Here is a 20,035-nt window from a genome sequence, read left to right on the forward strand (position 1 = left end):
CCGCCCCCCCCCCCCCCCCCCCCCCCCCCCCCCCCCCCCCCCCCCCCCCCCCCCCCCTGCCCCCCCCCCCCCCCCCCCCCCCCCCCCCCCCCCCCGGCTGGGAACTGGCCGAACTGATCGGGGCCGAACACGTGGCGATGCTGCCCGCGGCGCAACCGTGGCTGGTGGACCGGTTCGCCGAGGGCGTACCCGGATCGGCCGGTGCCGCACCCGGCCGGGTGGTCGCGGTGATCGGCGGGCGGGGCGGCGCCGGCGCGAGCGTACTGGCCGGTGGACTCGCCGTCACCGCCGCGCGGGGCGGGCTGCGCACCCTGCTGGTCGACGCCGACCCGCTCGGCGGCGGACTCGACCTGGTGCTCGGCTGGGAACAACTCGACGGACTGCGCTGGCCGGCGCTCACCGAGGCCGACGGCCGGGTCGACGCACCGGCGCTGGTCCGGGCCCTGCCGAGCCGGGGTGACCTGGTGATGCTCTCCTGGGACCGGGGTGAGCTGTTCAGCCTCCCGGCCGAGGCCATGGCGGCCACGATCGACGCCGGCCGTCGGGGCCGTGACCTGGTCGTCGTCGACCTGCCACGCCAGCTCGACGACCCGGCCGTGATCGCCCTGCAGGCCGCCGACCGGGCGCTCGTCGTGGTGCCGGCCGAACTGCGGGCGACCGCGGCGGCCGCGCGGGTGGTAGCCGTCGCCGGCCTGCACTGCGCCGACCTGGCGGTGATCGTGCGCGGGCCGGCGCCCGGCCGCCTGAAGGCCCGCGAGGTCGCCCGCGCACTCGGCCTGCCGCTGGCCGGCACACTCCGCCCGGAACCCGGACTCAGCCGTGGCCTGGAGCGCGGCGAGGCGCCCGCGTCCAGCGGCCGGGGCCCGCTGGCCACCCTCTGCCAACGCCTGCTCACCGAGCTCGACGACCAGCCGATCACGGGCGCGGCATGACCGGCCGCACCGGCCCGGGTCCGACCGACAACCGGCCCCCGACCGACAACCGGCCCCCGACCGACAACCGGCCCCCGACCGACATCCGGCCCCCGACCGACATCCGGCCCCGGACCGCCGGCCGTGGCACCGTCGCTGTCGGCGGGGAGTTGGCCGGCCGGGTCCGCCGACGGTTCGCCACCGAGGGTACGGCGATCACCCCGGCCGCCGTCGTCGCCGCCGTACGCGACGAGCCCACCGCCGCCGTCCTGGGCGACACCACCGTGCTCCGGATGGCCGGTCGGGTGCACGACGACCTCGTCGGCGCCGGTCCGCTCGCCCCGCTGCTCGCCGACCCCGAGGTCACCGACGTGCTGGTCAACGGCGCACGGGTCTGGGTCGACCGGGGACGGGGACTGCAACCGGTGACGATCGCGCTGGGCGGCCGCGACGACGTACGACGGCTGGCCCAACGGCTCGCCGCCGGTTGCGGCCGGCGCCTCGACGAAGGATCACCGTACGTCGACGGGCGGCTGCCGGACGGGACGAGACTGCACGCCGTACTGCCGCCGGTGGCGGCCGACGGGCCGTACCTGTCGCTGCGTACCTTCCGGCAGCGGCCGTTCACCCTCGACGAACTCGTCCGCCACGGCACCGTGCCCCGGTCGGCGGCACCACTGCTCGCCGCCGTGGTGGCCGCCCGGCTGGCGTACCTGGTCGTCGGTGGCACCGGGTCCGGCAAGACCACCCTGCTCAACACGCTGCTCGGACTGGTCCCGCCGACCGAACGGATAGTGCTGGTCGAGGACGCGGCCGAACTGCGCCCGGTGCACCCGCACGTGGTCGGCCTCCAGGCGCGTACGGCCAACGTGGAGGGAACCGGCACGGTCGGGCTCAGCGACCTGGTCCGCCAGGCGCTCCGGATGCGCCCGGACCGGATAGTCGTCGGCGAGTGCCGGGGCGCCGAGGTGGTCGACCTGCTCGCCGCGCTCAACACCGGACACGACGGCGGCGCGGGCACCCTGCACGCCAACGCCCCGGCCGACGTGCCGGCCCGGTTGGAGGCGCTCGGTCTGCTCGGCGGCCTGCCCCGAGCCGCCCTGCACGCGCAGGTCACCGCCGCCCTCCAGGTGCTGTTGCAGGTACGCCGCACCGAGCGCGGACGGGTGCTGGAAGCCGTCTGCCTGCTGCTGCCGAGCGGGCCGGAACGGCTCGTCACCGTCGTACCGGCCTGGCGGCGTGGGGAAGGTGCCGGACCGGCCGCCACCGCGCTCGCCCGGCTCCTCGCCGACCGGGCGGTGCCCGTACCGGCGGTGCTGCTGCAAGGCGCGCAGCCGAGCCGACCGCCCCTGCCGTCGTCGGTGCCGTTGTCCGGTACGGGAGGTCGGGCGTGAGCGGCGGATGGTGGCTCGTCGCGGCCTGTCTGGTTGTCGCGGCGGGGCTGGTGGCCTGGTCGCCGGTGCGCAGTCGGGCCCGCTGGCGGGCGATTGCCGGACCCTCCTCCGGAGCCGGCCGCCGGGCCGAGACCACGGACACCGGCGCCGGACCCTCCTCCGGGGACACCAGGCGGGCCGGGACCGGGGACACCGGGCGGGCCGGGACCGGGGCCAGCGGGCGGGCCGGGACCGGGGCCAGCGGGCGGGTGGTGTTCGGGTGGCGGGTCCCGGTGCCCGGCTGGGTGGACGGTGCACCGAATCGGGTCGTGGTGGTTGTCGCCGGCCTGGCGGCGGTGGCCGGAGCTGTGCTCGGTGGACCGGTCGCCGGCTTCGCCGCGCTGGCGTACGGCGGACTCGCCGGACGGGCCGCGCTGCGACGGCGTACCGGACGAACGGCGGAACAGGCACGCCGCCGGCAGCTGGACAACCTCTGCGCGCTCGCCGCCGACCTGCGTGCCGGCCTGCCGATCACCAACGCGTTCACGGCCGACGCGGCTTCGGCGGCGACCGCCGGTGCGCCCCCGACCGGGCGCATCACAGCGCCGGTGACCGGTGCGGCCGAGCGGATCGACGGGCTGGCCCGGGCGGCGGTCCGGCTCGCCGAGCAGACCGGCGCGCCGTTGGCCGATCTGTTGGAGCGGATCGAGGCCGATGCCCGCGCGATGGACCGGGGACTCGCCGCTGCCGCCGCCCAGGCGGCCGGTGCACGGGCGACCGCGATGCTGCTCGCCGGGTTACCCCTCGGCGGCATCGCACTGGGCTACGGCATCGGCGTCGACCCGCTCGCCGTGCTGCTGCGTACGCCGATCGGGGCCGGCTGCGCCGTCGGTGCCATCGTGTTGCAACTCGCCGGCCTGGCCTGGGCCGACCGACTCGCCGGCAGCGCGCTGCGAGCGGCCTGATGTCGACCTCGACGACGCTGGTCCTCGCCCTGACCGGTGCGGCCGGACTTGTCCTCGTTGCCCGCCGACGCGGCGGACGACGCCCCCGACGTCGTCTGCTCCGGCTCGACCTGACTCGGGGTGACGAGCGTGGCGGCGGCGGTCGAGGGCCGCTGGATCTGATCCGGTTCGGGGCCGTGTTCGGTGGACTGGCCGTGGCCGTCGTGCTCGGCGGCTGGACCGGAGCGATGGCCGGCATGCTGGTCGGGATCCTGGGCGACCGGCTGCTGCGTCGCCTCGAACCGGCCGGCGCCCGCCGACTGCGGTTGCGCGAGGTCGCCGACCTGCCGCTCGGTGCTGATCTGCTGGCCGCCGCGCTGCGGGCCGGCGCTCCCGTCGACCGGGCGGTGGTCTCGGTGGCCGAGGCCCTCGGCGGTCCGCTCGGCGAGCGGCTGCACCGGGTCGGTCGGACCCTGCGCCTCGGCGGCGAAGCGGAAGAGGCCTGGTCCCACCTCGGCACCGTCGCCGGAGCGGACCGGCTCACCGCCGCCGCGGTCCGTACGTCCACCAGCGGTGCCGCGCTCGCCGGGGCGCTGACCCGCCTCGCCGACGACCTGCGCGCCGACCGGGCCACCACGGTCGAGGCGGCGGCGCGGCGGGCCGGCGTGCTGATCGTGCTGCCACTCGGGCTGTGTTTCCTGCCCGCCTTCATTCTCGCCGGCCTGGTGCCGGTGATCGTCGCCGTGCTCGGCGACGTGCTTTGAGTCCGTACGAGGAAAGGGACAACCATGATCCGCAAACTGAGGGCCCGGCTGCGCGGCGACGCCGGGATGAACACCGCCGAGTACGCCGTCGGCACGCTCGCCGCCGTCGCGTTCGCCGGCATCCTGCTCAAGGTTCTGACCTCCGGAAACGTTCAGTCGGCGTTGACCGCCGTGATCGACCGGGCGCTGAAGTGATCCGGTGCCGGTGGGCCGAGGACGACCGGGGCTCGTTCACCGCCGAGTTGGCGGCGGGCCTGCCGGCGCTGGTGATGCTGCTGCTCGTCGGGCTGGCCGCCGTCGGTGCGGTGACCATGAAGGCCCAGTGTGTGGACGCGGCTCGGGAGGCGGCACTCGCCGCCTCCCGGGGCGAACCGGGAGTACCGGCCGGAGCCGGCTCCGCACCACCCGGCGCCACCGTGTCGGTCACCGTCGAGGGCGAGCGAGTCGTCGCGACCGTACGCGCACCGATCCGCGCCTTCGGCACCCGACTGCCTCGACTGACGGTCTCGGCGAGCGCGGTGGCCGCCGTGGAGCCGGGCCATCCGGAGCCGCTGAAGTGACCGGATCCGTGTTCGGCCGCCGGGATCGGGGCAGCGCGTCGCTGTGGCTGCTCGCGGCCGGGTTGACGCTGGTCATGGCCGGTCTGGCCGGGGCAGCGGTGGGGGCGGCCAGGGTTGCCGGGCACCGGGCGGGGGTGGCGGCCGACTTCGGCGCCCTGGCCGGCGCCGCCCGTACGCTCGACGGCCCGACCGTGGCCTGTGCTCGGGCCGGCGAGCTGGTCACCGCCAACGGTGGCCGAATGGTCGACTGCACGGTGGACGGACTCGACCTGCAACTCGTGGTCGAGGTCGCCGTCACCCCACTGCCGGGCCTGAACCGGGTGGCCCGAGCGGCCGCCCGAGCCGGCCCGGCACGCGGTTGACGAAGCGAAGTGGCAGACCTGCCAACCGGCAGGTCTGCCACTGGACGGCTCCGGATCGGGTCGCCCGAACCGATCAACCTCGGGTCGTGCCGACCCGCGACGCCGGGTCGTCGACGACCGGGTGCGGTTGGGGGTCCACGTGGATCGACAGGTCCGGCCGGCGACGACGCTGCACCGCGAGCAGCGCGATCGCGACGACAACCTGCACCGCCAGGATGGCGGTCTGCGTGACGGGTGACTTGACGGTCAGCAGCGCCATGGTCATGTTGACGCCGAGGTGGACCGCGATCGAGGCCACCACCCCGGCAAGCTCGTAGGCGTAACCGGTGAGCAGCGCCATCGGGAACACGCTCAGGGTGAACAGCAGCCCGCTCCAGCTGAACAGCCCGAATTCCGACTGGAGAGTCCCGTCGATGAAGAACAGCGGCAGGTGCCACACGGCCCACGCGGCACCCAACAGCAGGCCGGCCTGAAGGCGGCTCAACGACGCCAGCAGGCGGGGATATGCGGTGCCGCGCCAACCGGGCTCCTCGGCCAGCGGACCGGCGATCAGCATGCTGACGAAGAACGGTACGGGCCCACCGACGGTCGCGATGAGATCCCGCCCCTCGGTCAGGCTCACCACCGGGCCACCCAGGAGTTCTGCGAGCAGCGCGGCTCCCACCACGGTTGCCGAAGCCAGGATCAGCATGGGCAACGCCCAGAACAGTCGTACGTTCAGTCGGGTCCGCACCGTGTGAGCGGGAATGGGCTCGCGGCGGCGTGAGCGGCGTACTCGGAGCACGATCGCGCCGACCACCGGGCCGAAGCCACCGAGCAGGTAGGGAACGGCGGTGGGAGAACTCGTCGGCGACCCACCGAGAGTGATCGCGGCAATCCAGAAGACGAGGGTCCACGCGAACGTCACAGCCCAGAAAATGGCAAGGCCGCTGTGCTGGCGAACGGGGGTTGCGATAGTCACGCCGGTTTCCCTTTCAAGGGTGTCGCATGGAGGAATTTCGATTTCCTTCATGCCGGGGGCGAGCGGAAGCTGCAACTGGGGCATTCGATGGAATGAGCGGGCCGGTGGCCTCCGGTGGTGACTTCCCCTCCCCTCAGGGAGAGTCCGTCCGTCGTGCTGCGGGAAGCTCCCGCGAGGTGTCCCCGAGCCGGTGCGCGAGCCAGCCGCTCACCTGTGCGAGCAGGTCGGCGTCGACCGGCTGGCGCAACAGCCGTGGATAGGAGCGCAACGACGCTTGACCGGGGTCGCGGCGCAGCAGGTGGGTGAGGTCGGGAATCCGGTGGACCTGGACCTCACCGCGGACCAGTCGGCCGATCTCGTCCAGGTCCGCGGGGTCGACCTGGATGTCCTTGCCGCCGGTGATCGCCAGGACGGGAACCTCGATCTTCGACAGGTCCGGGCGCGGGTCGTGGTGGAGCATCTCCCGCATCCAGCGGGCGTTCATCGGCCTCCCGGCGACCCGCATCACGTCCGCGCCGCTCGCCTTGATCCGAGCCAGTTGCCGGTTGGCCAGGGCGCGCAGGGCCGGCAGCAGCAGCCGTACGGGGGCGGGCAGGTCACGGGCGATCATCCCGGCCTGCCAGCGCAGTGCGTCCTCTCCCAACCGGGCGAACCCGGCCAGTAGCACCACCGCGCTCACCTGCGGGGCGGAGCCGAGCGACATCGCGTGGACGGCACCCTCGCTGTGCCCGATCACGCCGATGGCGTCTGCCCGGATGTCGGGACGCTCGGCCAGGGCGCGGAGCGCGGCGGCGGCGTCGAGCCGGTTGTCGCCGAACCCGGTCGTACGCCAGTCACCGGAGGTGGCTCCGACGCCGCGCCGGTCGTACCGCAGGGTCGCGATGCCGTTCTCCGCGAGTGTTGCGGCCAGCGGCGGTCCGAGTTCCATGCGGGACCGGCCGGTGGTGTTGCCGTCGCGGTCCAGCCGTCCCGAGGCGTGCACCAGCAGGACGGCCGGGTGTGGGCCGGAACCCGAAGGCAGGGTCAGTGTGCCGACCAGGGGCAGTCCGTCGTCGGCGGTGGCGGTCATGTCGACGTTCCGCATGTCCCACCTCCCATCATTCTCGGCTTTGCGAACATTATCAGCGCTGGGAACATTATCGTATGTGGGAACATGGGGGCATGGCAACTGCGGACCTTCTCCTGCACCCCGTGCGGATGCGCATCCTGCAAGCGCTGTTCGACGCCGACCCGTTGACCACCGCACAGCTGCGCGACCGCCTACCCGACATCCCGGCTGCGACGATGTACCGGCACATCGCCGTGCTGGCCGACGCAGGCGTGCTTGAGGTGGTGGACGAGAAGCGGGTCCGCGGCACGGTCGAGCGCAGCTACCGGGTACGCAAGGAGCAGGCGGTGATCGACCCCGCCGCGCGGGCGACGATGACCCGCGAGGACCACCTGCGGGCGTACACGACGTTTTCGGCTTCGTTGATGGGGGATTTCGACCGCTACCTCGCCCACGAGAACGCCGACCCCACCGTGGACGGGGTGGTCTACCGGCAGGCGGCGGTGTGGCTGACCGAGGAGGAGTTCGCCGCGCTGGTCGGGGAGATCGAGAGCGCCGTGCTGGCCAGGGTCGGAAACGCCAGGGGAGATGGCCGCATACGTCGGGTCGTCAGTCTGGTTGTCGTACCGGATGAACCCAGGGCGGAAGCCGGCCCGGAAGCCGGGACCGAGCGGCGGGCCGAGTGAACCGCTCCGGTGCCGGCGGCGCCCACTGGGCCCGGCCGGTGGTGGGTCGGGGTGGCTGTCGTATCCGGGTCGGTCACCGTCGCGGGCGAGCGGGTCGTCGCGGGCGTACCCGCCAGACCGGCCATGACCAGCGTCAACCCGACCGCGAGCAGCCACAGCGACGCGCTGCCCCGATCCCGGCGGCCGAACACGGATCCGGTCACTTCAGCGGCTCCGGATGGCCCGGCTCCACGGCGGCCACCGCGCTCGCCGAGACCGTCAGTCGAGGCAGTCGGGTGCCGAAGGCGCGGATCGGTGCCCCGGGGCAGCGGTGGGGGCGGCCAGGGTTGCCGGGCACCGGGCGGGGGTGGCGGCCGACTTCGGCGCCCTGGCCGGCGCCGCCCGTACGCTCGACGGCCCGACCGTGGCCTGTGCTCGGGCCGGCGAGCTCGTCACCGCCAACGGCGGCCGGATGCTCGACTGCACGGTGGACGGACTCGACCTGCAACTAATGGTCGAGGCGGCGGTGACCCCACTACCGGGCTTGGCTCGCGTCGCGCGGGCCACTGCCCGCGCCGGCCGTCCGAGGTTGAGCCGACCTGTTCCGACATACGTCCCGTGACCGCCGGGTCTCCGCCGGAGTTGTTCCTTCTAGGACAAACCGGAGGAGAACAGCCATGAACGACGACATCACCGGACAGCGAGTGGACGTCACCCTGACCCTGGACGTACCCCGGCCGCGGCTGTGGGAGCTGATCACCGACGTGTCGCGGATCGGCGAGTGGAGCCCGGAGTGCGTGTCCGCCCGCTGGCTCGACCCGATGGCGCCCGGAGCCCGGTTCGAGGGACACAACCGGTACCCGAACGGGCAGGTCGCCTCGGCGACCTGCGTGGTCACCGAGGTCGTACGGCCGAGCGTCTTCGCCTGGGTCGTGCTCGACGGCAGCGGGCACCCGGATCGCCCCGCCGCCATCTGGCGGTACGAGTTGCTGCCCGGCGACACGCCGGAGCAGACCGTGGTGCGGCACAGTTTCGAACACGGACCGGGTGGTAGTGGCGCTCGTGCGATTGCCGCCGAACGGGATCCGGGAATGGTCGGCCGGCTGGCCCAGTTGCGTCACAACATGATTACCACTCTCACCGCGATGGCGGCCTCCGCCGACCTGGTCCGGGAGAGATCGTGAACTGCCCGCTGACCTGAGACGCGGTCAGCGGCCGGTGCCGTCGGCAGCGGCGCGCAGCGCCGAGGCGCTGAGGATCTGGTGGATGCCGTGCAGTTGCTCGTTCATCCGGTGCAGCTGCTCGGCCTGGGCCAGTGTGGCGTACGCCTGACTGAGCGAGATCTGCTGGTCCACCGTGAGGTTGTCCTGGTCGACGCCGTAGAGCAGGTCGACGGTTTCGGCGATGGTGTCGGCCACCTCGTCCTCCTTGGGCATTGCTATGGAAGCGCTCCCAAGCAGGGTACCCGTACGGGTCGTCATCCATACAGATGAATCAAGCCGATTCCTCGGCCAGGTTTGCCAGCACCACGTCCAGCACCTTCACCGCCTCCGCCTTGGCCAGCGGGTTGTTGCCGTTTCCGCACTTCGGTGACTGCACGCAGGACGGGCAGCCGGACTCGCAGCCGCACTCGCTGATCGCGTCCCGGGTCGCCCGCAACCACTGGGCCGCCGCGTGGTACGCCCGCTCCGCGAAACCCGCCCCGCCGGGGTGTCCGTCGTAGACGAACACCGTCGGCGCCCCGGTGTCCGGGTGCAGCCCGGTGGAGAGCCCGCCGATGTCCCAGCGGTCGCAGGTCGCGATCAGCGGCAGCAGGCCGATCGCGGCGTGCTCGGCCGCGTGCAGCGCACCCGGTACGTCGGCCACCTCCACCCCGGCCCGCCCCAGCGCCTCCAGCGACACGGTGAACCAGACCGCGACCGTACGCAGCTCGCGGGCGGGCAGGTCCAGCGGTCGGGTGTCGATCACCTCGCCGGTGGACAGCCGTCGCCGCTGGTACGACACCACCTGGCTGGTCACGTCCACCTCACCGAGGAAGAGCCCGACCGGCCCGGCGTCCCGGTAGGAGCGGACCGACGCGACGGTGAGCGAGGTGACGTCCCGCGCGTGGGTGGACCAGTCAGGCTCCTGTGCGTGCACCAACGCGCAGGCGTCGTCCAGATCGAGGTCGTCGACCACGTACGACACGCCCTGGTGCAGGTAGACCGCGCCGGAGTGGAGCATGAAGTGGGACGAGGCCGGGTCGACGGTGCCGAGCAGCCGGCCGGTGGCCGTCTCGACCACCGAGATCGGGGCGCCGCCGGTGCCGCGCAGGTCCACCTCGGGGCGCCCGGTGTGCCGCCAGTACCAGCCGGTCGGGCGTTGCCGCAGCGCGCCCGCCTCGACCAGGGCGGCCACCGCCTCCCGCGCCCCCGGCCCGAACAGCGACAGGTCGGCCTCGGTCAGCGGGGCCTCGGACGCCGCGCAGCACAACTGCGGCCCGAGCACGTACGGGTTCGCCGGGTCGAGCACGGTCGCCTCGACCGGGCGTCCGAACAGCGCCTCCGGATGGTGCACCAGGTAGGTGTCGAGCGGATCGTCGCGGGCCACCAGCACAGCCAGTGCCTCGCCGCCGGAGCGCCCGGCCCGCCCGGCCTGCTGCCAGAGCGACGCCCGCGTCCCCGGCCAGCCGCAGATCAGCACCGCGTCGAGTCCGACCAGGTCGACGCCGAGTTCGAGCGCGTTGGTCGAGGCGAGCCCGAGCAGGTCGCCGTGGAGCAGCGCCCGTTCCAGTTTGCGCCGGTCCTCGCGCAGGTAACCGGCCCGGTACGCGGCGACCCGGCGGCCGAGGCCCGGCACCGCCTCGTCCAGTGACCGGCGCGCGGTGCTGGCGACCACCTCGGCCCCGCGCCGGGACCGGACGAAGGCGAGCGTGCGCACTCCGGCGGCGACGGTGTCGCTGAGCAGGTCGGCGGTTTCCCGCAGGGCGGAGCGGCGGATGGGTTCGGCCTCGCCGACGTCGACCGCGTCCGGTGGTGGCGGCAGCAGCGGTGGTTCCCAGAGGGCGAAGGTGACCCCGCCGCGCGGGGACGAGTCCTCGGTCACGGCGGTCACCGGCAGGCCGGTCAACCGTTGCGCCGCGTTCGCCGGGTCGCCGGAGGTGGCCGAGGCCAGCACGAAGACCGGGGACCGGGGTACGCCGTCGATGGTGGGGCCGTACCGGGCGGCCTGGCGGCGCAGCCGGCGCAGCACGTGCGCGACGTGCGAGCCGAACACTCCACGGTAGGTGTGGCACTCGTCGACCACCACGAACGCGAGCCGGCGCAGGAACGTCGCCCAGTGGCCGTGTCCGGGCAGGATGCCGTGATGCAGCATGTCGGGGTTGGTCAGCACGAACCGGGAGTGCTTGCGGATCCACTCTCGCTCGGCGCGCGGGGTGTCGCCGTCGTAGCTTGCCGGGCGTACGCCGTCGAGGTCGAGGGCGGCGATGCTGCGTAACTGGTCGGCGGCGAGCGCCTTCGTCGGGGCCAGGTAGAGCACGGTCGCGCGCGGGTCGGTGAGCAGGGTCGCCAGCGCCGGCAACTGGTACGCCAGCGACTTGCCGGACCCCGTACCGGTGGCGACGATGACGTGCTGGCCGCCGTACGCCAGGGTGGCCGCCTCGGCCTGGTGCTGCCAGGGGGCGACCACACCGCGTCCGACGAGCGCCGCCCGCAGCGGCTCCGGCACCCAGCCCGGCCACGGTACGGCGTGCCCGTCGCTGGCCGGCACTCGTTCGACGTGGGTGACCGGATCGTCCCGGGTTCGGGCCCGGAGCCGGTGCAGCAGTTCGGCCGGGGTCGGGGCGGGGCCACCGGCCGGGCGGGGCCGGTCGGCCTCGGCGGATACGCTGGCTGCGGTGGTCACGCCCTGCACTCTCGCATCGACCCGCCGGGATCCGAAAGCGGGGGGCGCGGCAGGCGGGCGGGGGCCGTGGGTCAGGTAGGCGACGCTCCGGCTCGGTGCGGCGCCGGCCGGACGATGGTTAGATGCCCATGAGCATTCTCGGCGGGAGCTGGCCGGTCGGGCCGGCATCAGCCGGAGAGGTAGTCGAGGAGGACGGATGGAGCTGTCGCTGACGACCCGCACCATCGCCGATCACGCGGTGCTGGAGGTCGGTGGCGAGGTGGACGTCTACACCGCCCCCCGGCTCCGGGAACGCCTGATCGAGATGGTCGACGGTGGTGCCCGGCAGGTCGTGGTGGACCTGCGCCGGGTGGACTTCCTCGATTCCACTGGTCTGGGTGTGCTGGTCGGCCAGTTGAAGCGGCTGCGCGCGGTCGGCGGCACCTTCGGGCTGGTCTGCGACAAGGAACCGCTGCTCAAGATCTTCCGGATCACCGCGCTGGACCAGGTCTTCCCGCTCTACCCCACGATCGACGCGGCGACGGCGCCGGACGCGGCGAACCCCGGCGCGTGATGTCGACCGTCCGGTTGTCCTTCTCTCCGGCGCCGGTGCACGTCCGCACCGCGCGCCTGGTCGGGGTCGCGGTCGCCCGCCGGGCCGGCGTCGCCGAGGAACTGCTCGACGAGGTACGCCTGGCCATCGGCGAAGCCTGCACCCGCGCGGTCGCCCTGCACCGCCAGTACGGTCTCAGCGACCTGGTCCGGGTGGAGATGTCCGACGGTGGGTCCTACACGGTCCGGGTGACCGACCGGGCACCGATCGAGGCCGGGCTCGGCCTGGCCGCGCTCCCCCCGGACGAGCTGGCCGACGAGTCCCTGACCGACGAGGCGCTCACCGTCGGAGTGGGCTTCGCCCTGCTGGCCGGATTCGTCGAGGACCTCCAGGTGCGCCCGGTGGACGAGGGCATCGGCACCGAGGTGCGCATGGTCTGGCCGGTCGGTCGCTGACCGGTCCCGACCGACCTCGCGTCCGGGTCGTGACCCGTCCACCGTGCACCGCGTCGCCATAGCAGATCAACTCCACTAGTACAGCGACGAAGATCATTGCGACACGGTGGGTGGTAACTGTGACCTCCAACACTGCGGGCCGATAGAGTACCCGGGGTTATCAGCAAGTGCCCTGGTCCCGCGCTCGCGTGACCGGGTGGTCACCGCTGAGCTGAAGCCTTGGCCCGGCGGGGACGCTTGCGAACCGTCGCTCCACGTGTGGAGACGCCGAGCCGGTTCGTCCGCCGGCCGGCGCGAGTGTTGGGTACAGGAGGACATAGATGTCCACGACCTTCGCCGCCGAAAGCGGCGGGTTGTCCCTCAGCAGTCAGAACCTGTCGTACGTCATCATCGCCGCGGTCATCGCGTTGGTGGCGCTCGGCTTCGCCGCCACTCTTACCAGAGCGGTACTGGCGACCGGTAGGGGCACCACAAACATGCAGGAGATCGCGGCAGCGGTCCAGGAAGGCGCATCGGCGTACCTCTTCCGGCAGTTCAGAACCCTCGCGGTCTTCGTCGTACTGGCGGTGGTGCTGCTCTTCCTGCTGCCGGTGCACGCCACCGACAACGAGACCCTGGTGAAGATCGGTCGCTCGGCCTTCTTCGTCGTCGGCGCGGTGTTCAGCGCGTTCATCGGCGGCGCCGGAATGGCCCTGGCCACCCGGGCCAACCTGCGGGTGGCCGCCGCCGCCCGGGAACGCTCCGGAGGCCGGGAGAAGGCGATGCAGATCGCCTTCCGGACCGGTGGCGTGGTCGGCTTCCTCACCGTCGGGCTCGGCCTGTTCGGTGCGGCGCTGGTCGTCGTCCTGTTCCGGGCCGACGCGCCGACCGTGCTGGAGGGCTTCGGCTTCGGTGCCGCGCTGCTGGCCATGTTCATGCGGGTCGGCGGTGGCATCTTCACCAAGGCCGCCGACGTCGGCGCCGACCTGGTCGGCAAGGTCGAACAGGGTATCCCCGAGGACGACCCGCGCAACGCGGCGACCATCGCCGACAACGTGGGTGACAACGTCGGCGACTGCGCGGGCATGGCCGCCGACCTGTTCGAGTCGTACGCGGTGACCCTGGTCGCCGCCCTGATTCTCGGCCGGGCCGCGTTCGGCGAGGACGGCCTGGTCTTCCCGCTGATCATCTCCACCATCGGGGTGATCGTGGCGATCGTCGGGGTCTTCATCACCCGGCTGCGCGCCTCCGACCGGTCCGGGCTGACCGCGATCAACCGGGCCTTCTACGCCTCCGCGGTGCTGTCGGCGATCCTGGTCGCGGCGATGTCCTTCGTGTACCTGCCGGCGACCTGGGCCGAACTGCTCGGCGACGAGTGGCGTACGCAGCTCGGCGTCGAGGGCGACCTGCCGCTCGGCCCGCAGTGGGTGGCGATCGGCGCGGTGGTCATCGGCATCGTGCTCGCCGCCGCGATCCAGGCGCTGACCGGCTACTTCACCGAGACCAACAAGCGCCCGGTGCAGGACATCGGCAAGAGCTCGCTGACCGGCCCGGCCACCGTCGTGCTCGCCGGCATCAGCATCGGGCTGGAGTCGGCGGTCTACTCCGCACTGCTGATCGCGGCCGGTGTCTTCGGCGCGTTCCTGCTCGGCGGCACCTCGATCACGGTCTCCCTGTTCGCGGTGGCGCTGGCCGGCACCGGCCTGCTCACCACCGTCGGAGTGATCGTGGCGATGGACACCTTCGGCCCGATCTCGGACAACGCCCAGGGCATCGCCGAGATGTCCGGCGACATCGACGAGGACGGCGCCCGTACGCTCACCGAGCTGGACGCCGTCGGCAACACCACGAAGGCGATCACCAAGGGCATCGCGATCGCCACGGCGGTGCTCGCCGCGACCGCCCTGTTCGGGTCGTACACCGACACGCTGCGCTCGGCGTACGCCGAGGCGGGTGTGGGTGACGTCGGCACCGAGATCCTGAACGCGCTGAACGTGGCGAACCCGCGCAACCTGGTCGGCCTGATCATCGGTGCGGCGGTGGTCTTCCTATTCTCCGGGCTGGCCATCAACGCGGTCTCCCGTTCGGCCGGTGCCGTGGTGATGGAGGTACGCCGCCAGTTCCGCGAACTGCCCGGCATCATGGACCGCACCCAGCGCCCCGAGTACGGCAAGGTGGTCGACATCTGCACCCGGGACGCCCAGCGTGAGCTGGTCACCCCCGGCCTGCTGGCCATCCTCGCCCCGATCGCGGTCGGGTTCGGACTCGGGCCCGGCGCGCTGGCGTCGTACCTGGCCGGGGCGATCGGCGCCGGCACGCTGATGGCGGTCTTCCTGGCCAACTCCGGTGGGGCCTGGGACAACGCCAAGAAGCTGGTCGAGGACGGCGCCTACGGCGGCAAGGGTTCCGCCTCGCACGAGGCGACCATCATCGGCGACACCGTCGGTGACCCGTTCAAGGACACCGCCGGTCCGGCCATCAACCCGCTGATCAAGGTGATGAACCTGGTCTCGCTGCTGATCGCGCCGGCCGTGGTGGCGTGGAGCATCGGGGACGACCGGAACACTCCGTTGCGGATCTCCGTCTCGCTGGTCGCCGTACTGATCGTGGTGGCGGCGGTGGTGTGGAGCAAGCGCAAGCCGGTCGCGATGTCGGACGACAGCTCCGGTCCGGGTGCCACCGGCAGCTCGGAACACCGGCCGGAGACGATCACCGCCTGATCGGTCCGCTGCAACGGGTCGGATGGTGCGGTGGGCCGGTACGGCTGTCCCACCGCACCATCCGATCCAACCCGTACGCTGCAACGCATGCGTACGCCCCGCGCACCGGCGGCCGGGATTGTCCCGGCGGTGCTGTGCATCCTCGTGTTGCTGACCGGCGGATGTGGTGGGGGCCCGACGGCACCGGCCTGGGCGGCCACGGTCTGCCGGGCGTTGGCTCCCTGGCGACTGGAGATCAATGCCCTGACCAGCAGCGCCCAGCAACAGATGACGGCGCGGACGACACCCGCACAGGCCAAGGAGAACCTGGTCCGGATGATGGCCGGCGCGGAACAGGCGAGCGAGACCGCCCGTCGGGGGGTGGCGGACGCCGGTGTGCCCGACGTGTCCCAGGGCGAGGAGGTGTCGCGGGGGTTCCTCGACTCGCTCACCGAGGTCCGGGACGCGTACGGCCGGGCCAAGCGGACCATCGACGGGCTCGGGACCGGCCAGTCGGGTGCCTTCTACGACGGGGTGAAGGCGGCGGTGGACACCCTCAACGAGGAGTACGACGCGAGCGCGCTGGACACCAGCAAGCTCGATTCACCGGAGTTGAAGCAGGCCTTCGACGAGGTTCCGGAGTGTCGCTGACCTCGCCGCCCCCGGACGCACCGCCGACGGAGTCCCCCGGACCGTCGGCGGCGCAGGCGCCAGCACTGCTCCCGCCCGATCCGCCCGATCCGCCACCCGTTCCACCGGCTCCGCCCGATCCGCCCGCTCCATCCGATCCACCGGGTCCATGGGAGCCGCCCGTTCCACCCGATCCGTCGGTTCGGCAGCTTTCGCTGTTCGGGGTGGAGGCGACCGAGCCGTCGCCGGCCGATCTCACCGGTCTGCTCGTCGGCCCCGGACAGGTGGTCCGGATGGGTGGGACGGCCAGGGTATCGGTGGTGGTCGACGCAGCCTGGCGGGTGCACGTGCTCGTGGCCGAGCTGGCCCAACGCGGGTTGCCGGCCACCTGGGAGCCAATTGAGGACCAGCGGCACGAGGTACGCACGGCGTACGCGACCACGCTCGCTCCGCTCGCCCGGACCTGGTTGCGCGGTACGGCGAAACGGCCCCCGGCCGGCCTGCACCTCAACGGGCGCCGGCTGCGGCTCTGGGTGGCGGCGGCGGGCAGCCCCGAACCGCCCGGTTACCTGCTCGGGCTCGGCGATGCCGAGGAGAGCTGCTGGGAGGCGGTCGGCGCCGCGCTCGCCGCGATCGGGCTGCCGGCCGTACTGCTGGTTCCCCGGGCCGGGGGTCCGGCGTACCGGATCACCGGCCGGCGCCGGCTGGCCCGGCTGGTGGAGTTGGTGGGCGAACGACCGCCGACCGCCCCGCCCGCAACCTGGCCGCCCCCGGCGCCCTGACCGCGCCCGCCGACCTCGTTGATCATGAAGTTAGCGCAGCCTCAAGTGCCCGAGCCCTGCGCTAACTTCATGATCAACGAGGCGACGAGGACGGGAGGTGCTTCGGCGGTTTGATGCCATTAAAGGCCATTCTTCCGCTTTAATACTTTCAACGCTAATTCAGGAACAATCCGATCTACTGTCTGATGGCGGACAGCCGACCGGTAATTTGGGAGATAATCCACCAACTGGTGGCATTCAGAGGAGATCGTCGTCGCCAATGGATCCGGGCCGATTCATCGTCGGTGTACGGTGTCGCCGTCCGGGATGAACACCGGGCCGGCTCCGGGGTCCCGCGTTCGCCCTGCTCGACGGGCCTCTTCGCGGCCCGCGCAACCCGGACGCCGCGCAGCGCGTTACGTTGGACGTTCAACGCCACGCTCCGGTGTGGCGACCCGGTGGAAAGGCGGACCATGGTGGTCCGCGGGGCGAGTTGTCGTGAGTGAGGTCGGGGAGAGACGTGCCGAGTAACGCCAAGAGCACCCGTCTGGTCATCGTCGAGTCACCGGCGAAGGCCAAGACGATCTCGGGCTATCTCGGCCCGGGTTACATCGTCGAGGCCAGCCTGGGGCACGTCCGTGACCTGCCGCGCAACGCCGCCGACGTGCCCGCCAAATACAAGAAGGAACCGTGGGCCCGGCTCGGCGTCGACGTCGACCACGGCTTCACCGCGCTCTACGTGGTCTCCGCCGACCGGCGTCAGCAGATCGCCAAGCTGACCAAGCTGGCCAAGGAGGTCGACGAGGTCTACCTCGCCACCGATGAGGACCGCGAGGGCGAGGCCATCGCCTGGCACCTGGTCGAGACGCTCAAGCCGCGGGTTCCGGTCAAGCGGATGGTCTTCCACGAGATCACCCGGCCGGCGATCCAGGCTGCGGTGGCCAACCCCAGGGAGATCGACCAGGACCTGGTCGACGCCCAGGAGGCCCGCCGCATCCTCGACCGGCTGTACGGCTACGAGGTCTCCCCGGTGCTCTGGAAGAAGGTCATGCCGCGCCTGTCGGCCGGCCGGGTCCAGTCCGTGGCGACCAGGATCGTGGTCGAGCGGGAACGGCAGCGGATGGCCTTCCGCACCGCCGAGTACTGGGACATCCTGGCCACCCTCGCCGTACGCGAGGCCGGCGAGGGACCGCGTACCTTCCACGCCACCCTGATCGGGCTCAACGGCGACCGGATCGCCACCGGTCGGGACTTCGAGCCGACCACCGGCCGGGTGAAGCCGGGTGCCGGGGTCACGCACCTCGACGGCGACGGGGCCCGTGGGCTCGCCGCCCGCCTCGACGGGCGGCCGTTCACCGTCACCCGGGTCGAGGAGAAGCCCTACCGCCGCCGGCCGTACGCGCCGTTCATCACCTCCACGCTCCAGCAGGAGGCGGCCCGGAAGCTGCGCCTGTCGTCCCAGCAGACGATGCGCACCGCCCAGCGGCTGTACGAGAACGGCTACATCACCTATATGCGTACCGACTCGGTGAACCTGTCGGAGACCGCGATCGCCGCCGCCCGCCGCCAGATCGCCGAGCTGTACGGCGAGCGCAACGTGCCGCCGGAGCCGCGCCGCTACACCGGCAAGGTGAAGAACGCGCAGGAGGCGCACGAGGCGATCCGCCCGGCCGGCGACCACTTCCGCACTCCGGGCGAGGTGGCGAACGAGCTGTCCGGCGAGGAGTTCCGGCTCTACGAGCTGATCTGGCGCCGGACCATCGCCTCCCAGATGACCGACGCGGTCGGTTCCAGCGTCTCGGTCCGGATCCGCGCGGTCACCACGGCCGGCGAGGAGGCCGACTTCGGCGCCACCGGCAAGACCATCACCGATCCGGGCTTCCTGCGGGCGTACGTGGAGTCCTCCGACGACGAGAACGCCGAGGCGGAGGATGCCGAACGGCGGCTGCCGAACCTGGTCAAGGACCAGCCGCTGACCGCCGAGCAGCTCGCCGCGACCGGGCACACCACCCAGCCGCCGGCCCGCTACACGGAAGCCTCGCTGGTCAAGTCGCTGGAGGAACTGGGCATCGGCCGCCCGTCGACGTACGCGTCGATCATGCAGACGATCCAGGACCGGGGGTACGTGTTCAAGCGCGGTCAGGCGCTGATCCCGTCCTTCCTGGCGTTCGCCGTGGTCGGCCTGCTGGAGCAGCACTACCCGCGCCTGGTCGACTACAACTTCACCGCCGCGATGGAGAACGAGCTGGACGAGATCGCCGGTGGCGACCACGCCGCGGTGGACTTCCTCACCTCGTTCTACTTCGGCAGCGACGTGGCCGGCGACGACTCGGTGGCCCGTTCCGGCGGGCTGAAGAAGATGGTGACGGAGAACCTGAGCGAGATCGACGCGCGCAGCGTCAACTCGATCCCGCTCTTCCGCGACGACGAGGGACGCGACGTCGTCGTCCGGGTCGGCCGGTACGGGCCCTACCTGCAACGCACGCTGCCCGGCCCCGAGGTGGAGAAGCCGGCGGTGGCCGAGACCGGTGCCGAGGACGGCGGTCAGCCGGAGGACGGTGGCTCGGCCGGGGACCGGGTGTCGATCCCGGAGGGGGTGGCACCGGACGAGCTGACCCCGGAGAAGGTCAGCGAGTTCTTCCTCGGCGGTGGCGGCGAGCGCAAGCTCGGCGAGCACCCGGAGACCGGTGAGCCGATCCTGCTCAAGTCCGGCCGCTTCGGCCCGTACGTCTCCAGCGGTGACCGCAAGTCGTCGCTGCTCAAGTCGCAGTCGCCGGACGACGTTTCGCTCACCGAGGCGCTGCGCCTGCTCAGCCTGCCCCGGGTGGTCGGGCTGGCGCCGGACGGCGCGGAGGTGCTCGCCGCCGCCGGCCGCTACGGGCCTTACGTCAAGCAGGGTGACGAGTTCCGTTCACTGGACTCCGAGGAAAAGATCTTCACGGTCACGTTGGACGAGGCGTTGGCGCTGCTCGCCGCGCCGAAGGCTCGGCAGCGGCGGGCCGCCGCACCGCCGTTGCGGGAGATGGGCGCCGACCCGTTGACCGAGAAGCCGTTGGTGATCAAGGACGGCCGGTTCGGCCCGTACGTCACCGACGGGGAGGTCAACGCGTCGCTGCGGCGGGGCCAGACCCCGGAGGCGCTGACCCTGGAAGAGGCGTCGGAGATGCTCGCCGAGAAGCGGGCCAAGGGGCCGGCGCCGAAGAAGAAGGCGGCGGCGAAGAAGGCTCCGGCGAAGAAGGCGACGGCGGCGGCCGGGGCGGACACCCCGGCGAAGAAGACGGCCGCGAAGAAGGCGACGCCCCGCAAGGCCGCGCCCCGGAAAGCTACCGCCGCCAAGGCCACCGCCGCCGCGAAGTCGACCGGTGCCGCGAAATCGACCACCGCCGCCAGGGTGACCAAGAAGGCCGCTCCGGCGAAGGCGACCGACCGGGCCGAGTAAAACCGGGGCCGGGTTACCGCCCGTGGGTGGGTAACTGAACGGGTGAATGGCCGCCGGATCGGATTTT

At 72.4% G+C, this 20,035-nt stretch carries 18 protein-coding genes and 2 pseudogenes; 16 read left to right on the top strand and 4 right to left on the bottom strand.

What is annotated here, in order from left to right; all coding sequences use genetic code 11:
- Window positions 1-89 precede the first annotated feature (89 nt).
- From ssd to ACZ6QQ_RS14770, 7 genes and pseudogenes are all read left to right on the top strand, one after another.
- Window positions 90-932, top strand: a pseudogene (gene ssd / locus ACZ6QQ_RS14740) (septum site-determining protein Ssd); the annotation flags it as partial.
- Complete coding sequence (locus ACZ6QQ_RS14745; RefSeq protein WP_465876649.1) at window positions 929-2,305, top strand: TadA family conjugal transfer-associated ATPase; 1,377 nt, start codon at window positions 929-931, stop codon at window positions 2,303-2,305. The pseudogene ssd and the gene ACZ6QQ_RS14745, both read left to right, overlap by 4 nt.
- Window positions 2,302-3,249: a type II secretion system F family protein gene (locus ACZ6QQ_RS14750; RefSeq protein ID WP_465876651.1), complete on the top strand. Its 948-nt coding sequence runs from the start codon at window positions 2,302-2,304 to the stop codon at window positions 3,247-3,249. Before ACZ6QQ_RS14745 ends, ACZ6QQ_RS14750 begins: the two co-directional genes overlap by 4 nt.
- Window positions 3,249-3,992 carry a type II secretion system F family protein gene (locus ACZ6QQ_RS14755; protein ID WP_465876653.1) on the top strand — a complete coding sequence of 248 codons (744 nt, stop codon included), beginning with the start codon at window positions 3,249-3,251 and terminating at the stop codon, window positions 3,990-3,992. Before ACZ6QQ_RS14750 ends, ACZ6QQ_RS14755 begins: the two co-directional genes overlap by 1 nt.
- A 24-nt stretch (window positions 3,993-4,016) precedes the next feature.
- A complete protein-coding gene (locus tag ACZ6QQ_RS14760; RefSeq protein WP_465876655.1) occupies window positions 4,017-4,187 on the top strand; it encodes a DUF4244 domain-containing protein in 171 nt (56 codons plus the stop codon).
- Complete coding sequence (locus ACZ6QQ_RS14765; protein ID WP_465876657.1) at window positions 4,184-4,552, top strand: TadE family type IV pilus minor pilin; 369 nt, start codon at window positions 4,184-4,186, stop codon at window positions 4,550-4,552. Before ACZ6QQ_RS14760 ends, ACZ6QQ_RS14765 begins: the two co-directional genes overlap by 4 nt.
- Entirely contained in the window at window positions 4,549-4,914 is a 366-nt protein-coding gene (locus tag ACZ6QQ_RS14770; RefSeq protein WP_465876658.1) for an Rv3654c family TadE-like protein, read from the top strand. Before ACZ6QQ_RS14765 ends, ACZ6QQ_RS14770 begins: the two co-directional genes overlap by 4 nt.
- Before the next feature lie 73 nt (window positions 4,915-4,987).
- Here ACZ6QQ_RS14770 and ACZ6QQ_RS14775 read toward each other — a convergent pair whose 3' ends face one another.
- Window positions 4,988-5,959, bottom strand: a complete 972-nt coding sequence (locus ACZ6QQ_RS14775) for a CPBP family intramembrane glutamic endopeptidase (protein ID WP_465876660.1) — start codon at window positions 5,957-5,959, stop codon at window positions 4,988-4,990.
- A gap of 49 nt (window positions 5,960-6,008) precedes the next feature.
- Window positions 6,009-6,959, bottom strand: a complete 951-nt coding sequence (locus ACZ6QQ_RS14780; RefSeq protein ID WP_465876661.1) for an alpha/beta hydrolase — start codon at window positions 6,957-6,959, stop codon at window positions 6,009-6,011.
- Window positions 6,960-7,036: 77 nt separating this feature from the next.
- Here ACZ6QQ_RS14780 and ACZ6QQ_RS14785 point away from each other — a divergent pair, with 77 nt between their 5' ends.
- From ACZ6QQ_RS14785 to ACZ6QQ_RS14795, 3 genes and pseudogenes are all read left to right on the top strand, one after another.
- Entirely contained in the window at window positions 7,037-7,609 is a 573-nt protein-coding gene (locus ACZ6QQ_RS14785) for a helix-turn-helix domain-containing protein (protein WP_465876663.1), read from the top strand.
- A gap of 301 nt (window positions 7,610-7,910) precedes the next feature.
- Window positions 7,911-8,210, top strand: a pseudogene (locus ACZ6QQ_RS14790) (Rv3654c family TadE-like protein); the annotation flags it as partial.
- A gap of 55 nt (window positions 8,211-8,265) precedes the next feature.
- A complete protein-coding gene (locus ACZ6QQ_RS14795) occupies window positions 8,266-8,772 on the top strand; it encodes an SRPBCC family protein (protein ID WP_465876664.1) in 507 nt (168 codons plus the stop codon).
- A gap of 24 nt (window positions 8,773-8,796) precedes the next feature.
- Here the strand turns inward: ACZ6QQ_RS14795 and ACZ6QQ_RS14800 are convergent, their stop codons facing one another.
- Window positions 8,797-9,024 (bottom strand): hypothetical protein, encoded by a 228-nt coding sequence (locus ACZ6QQ_RS14800; RefSeq protein WP_465876666.1) that lies wholly within the window; start codon window positions 9,022-9,024, stop codon window positions 8,797-8,799.
- Window positions 9,025-9,082: 58 nt separating this feature from the next.
- Window positions 9,083-11,473, bottom strand: a complete 2,391-nt coding sequence (locus ACZ6QQ_RS14805) for a DEAD/DEAH box helicase (protein ID WP_465876668.1) — start codon at window positions 11,471-11,473, stop codon at window positions 9,083-9,085.
- 196 nt (window positions 11,474-11,669) lie between these two features.
- Here ACZ6QQ_RS14805 and ACZ6QQ_RS14810 point away from each other — a divergent pair, with 196 nt between their 5' ends.
- The 6 genes from ACZ6QQ_RS14810 to topA all read left to right on the top strand — a co-directional run bounded on the left by ACZ6QQ_RS14810 (window position 11,670) and on the right by topA (window position 19,968).
- Entirely contained in the window at window positions 11,670-12,026 is a 357-nt protein-coding gene (locus tag ACZ6QQ_RS14810; RefSeq protein WP_465876669.1) for an STAS domain-containing protein, read from the top strand.
- Window positions 12,023-12,460, top strand: coding sequence for an ATP-binding protein (locus tag ACZ6QQ_RS14815; protein WP_465876671.1), 438 nt, complete (start codon window positions 12,023-12,025; stop codon window positions 12,458-12,460). The genes ACZ6QQ_RS14810 and ACZ6QQ_RS14815 overlap by 4 nt, the downstream gene beginning before the upstream one ends.
- 320 nt (window positions 12,461-12,780) lie before the next feature.
- A complete protein-coding gene (locus ACZ6QQ_RS14820; protein WP_465876673.1) occupies window positions 12,781-15,159 on the top strand; it encodes a sodium-translocating pyrophosphatase in 2,379 nt (792 codons plus the stop codon).
- Window positions 15,160-15,246: 87 nt separating this feature from the next.
- Entirely contained in the window at window positions 15,247-15,789 is a 543-nt protein-coding gene (locus ACZ6QQ_RS14825) for a hypothetical protein (RefSeq protein WP_465876675.1), read from the top strand.
- Between the two features lie 65 nt (window positions 15,790-15,854).
- Window positions 15,855-16,550, top strand: coding sequence for a hypothetical protein (locus ACZ6QQ_RS14830; protein ID WP_465876801.1), 696 nt, complete (start codon window positions 15,855-15,857; stop codon window positions 16,548-16,550).
- A gap of 499 nt (window positions 16,551-17,049) precedes the next feature.
- Window positions 17,050-19,968 (top strand): type I DNA topoisomerase, encoded by a 2,919-nt coding sequence (gene topA / locus ACZ6QQ_RS14835; protein WP_465876677.1) that lies wholly within the window; start codon window positions 17,050-17,052, stop codon window positions 19,966-19,968.
- Window positions 19,969-20,035 lie beyond the last annotated feature (67 nt).

Source organism: Micromonospora sp. NPDC049529 (genome assembly GCF_055586685.1).

Bases quoted from the DNA above. Each gene is read 5' to 3' on its own strand.
- ACZ6QQ_RS14745 (WP_465876649.1), top strand. From the start codon at position 929: ATGACCGGCCGCACCGGCCCGGGTCCGACCGACAACCGGCCCCCGACC.
- ACZ6QQ_RS14755 (WP_465876653.1), top strand. From the start codon at position 3,249: ATGTCGACCTCGACGACGCTGGTCCTCGCCCTGACCGGTGCGGCCGGA.
- ACZ6QQ_RS14760 (WP_465876655.1), top strand. From the start codon at position 4,017: ATGATCCGCAAACTGAGGGCCCGGCTGCGCGGCGACGCCGGGATGAAC.
- ACZ6QQ_RS14775 (WP_465876660.1), bottom strand. From the start codon at position 5,959: ATGCCCCAGTTGCAGCTTCCGCTCGCCCCCGGCATGAAGGAAATCGAA.
- ACZ6QQ_RS14780 (WP_465876661.1), bottom strand. From the start codon at position 6,959: ATGCGGAACGTCGACATGACCGCCACCGCCGACGACGGACTGCCCCTG.
- ACZ6QQ_RS14785 (WP_465876663.1), top strand. From the start codon at position 7,037: ATGGCAACTGCGGACCTTCTCCTGCACCCCGTGCGGATGCGCATCCTG.
- ACZ6QQ_RS14795 (WP_465876664.1), top strand. From the start codon at position 8,266: ATGAACGACGACATCACCGGACAGCGAGTGGACGTCACCCTGACCCTG.
- ACZ6QQ_RS14800 (WP_465876666.1), bottom strand. From the start codon at position 9,024: ATGCCCAAGGAGGACGAGGTGGCCGACACCATCGCCGAAACCGTCGAC.
- ACZ6QQ_RS14810 (WP_465876669.1), top strand. From the start codon at position 11,670: ATGGAGCTGTCGCTGACGACCCGCACCATCGCCGATCACGCGGTGCTG.
- ACZ6QQ_RS14820 (WP_465876673.1), top strand. From the start codon at position 12,781: ATGTCCACGACCTTCGCCGCCGAAAGCGGCGGGTTGTCCCTCAGCAGT.
- ACZ6QQ_RS14825 (WP_465876675.1), top strand. From the start codon at position 15,247: ATGCGTACGCCCCGCGCACCGGCGGCCGGGATTGTCCCGGCGGTGCTG.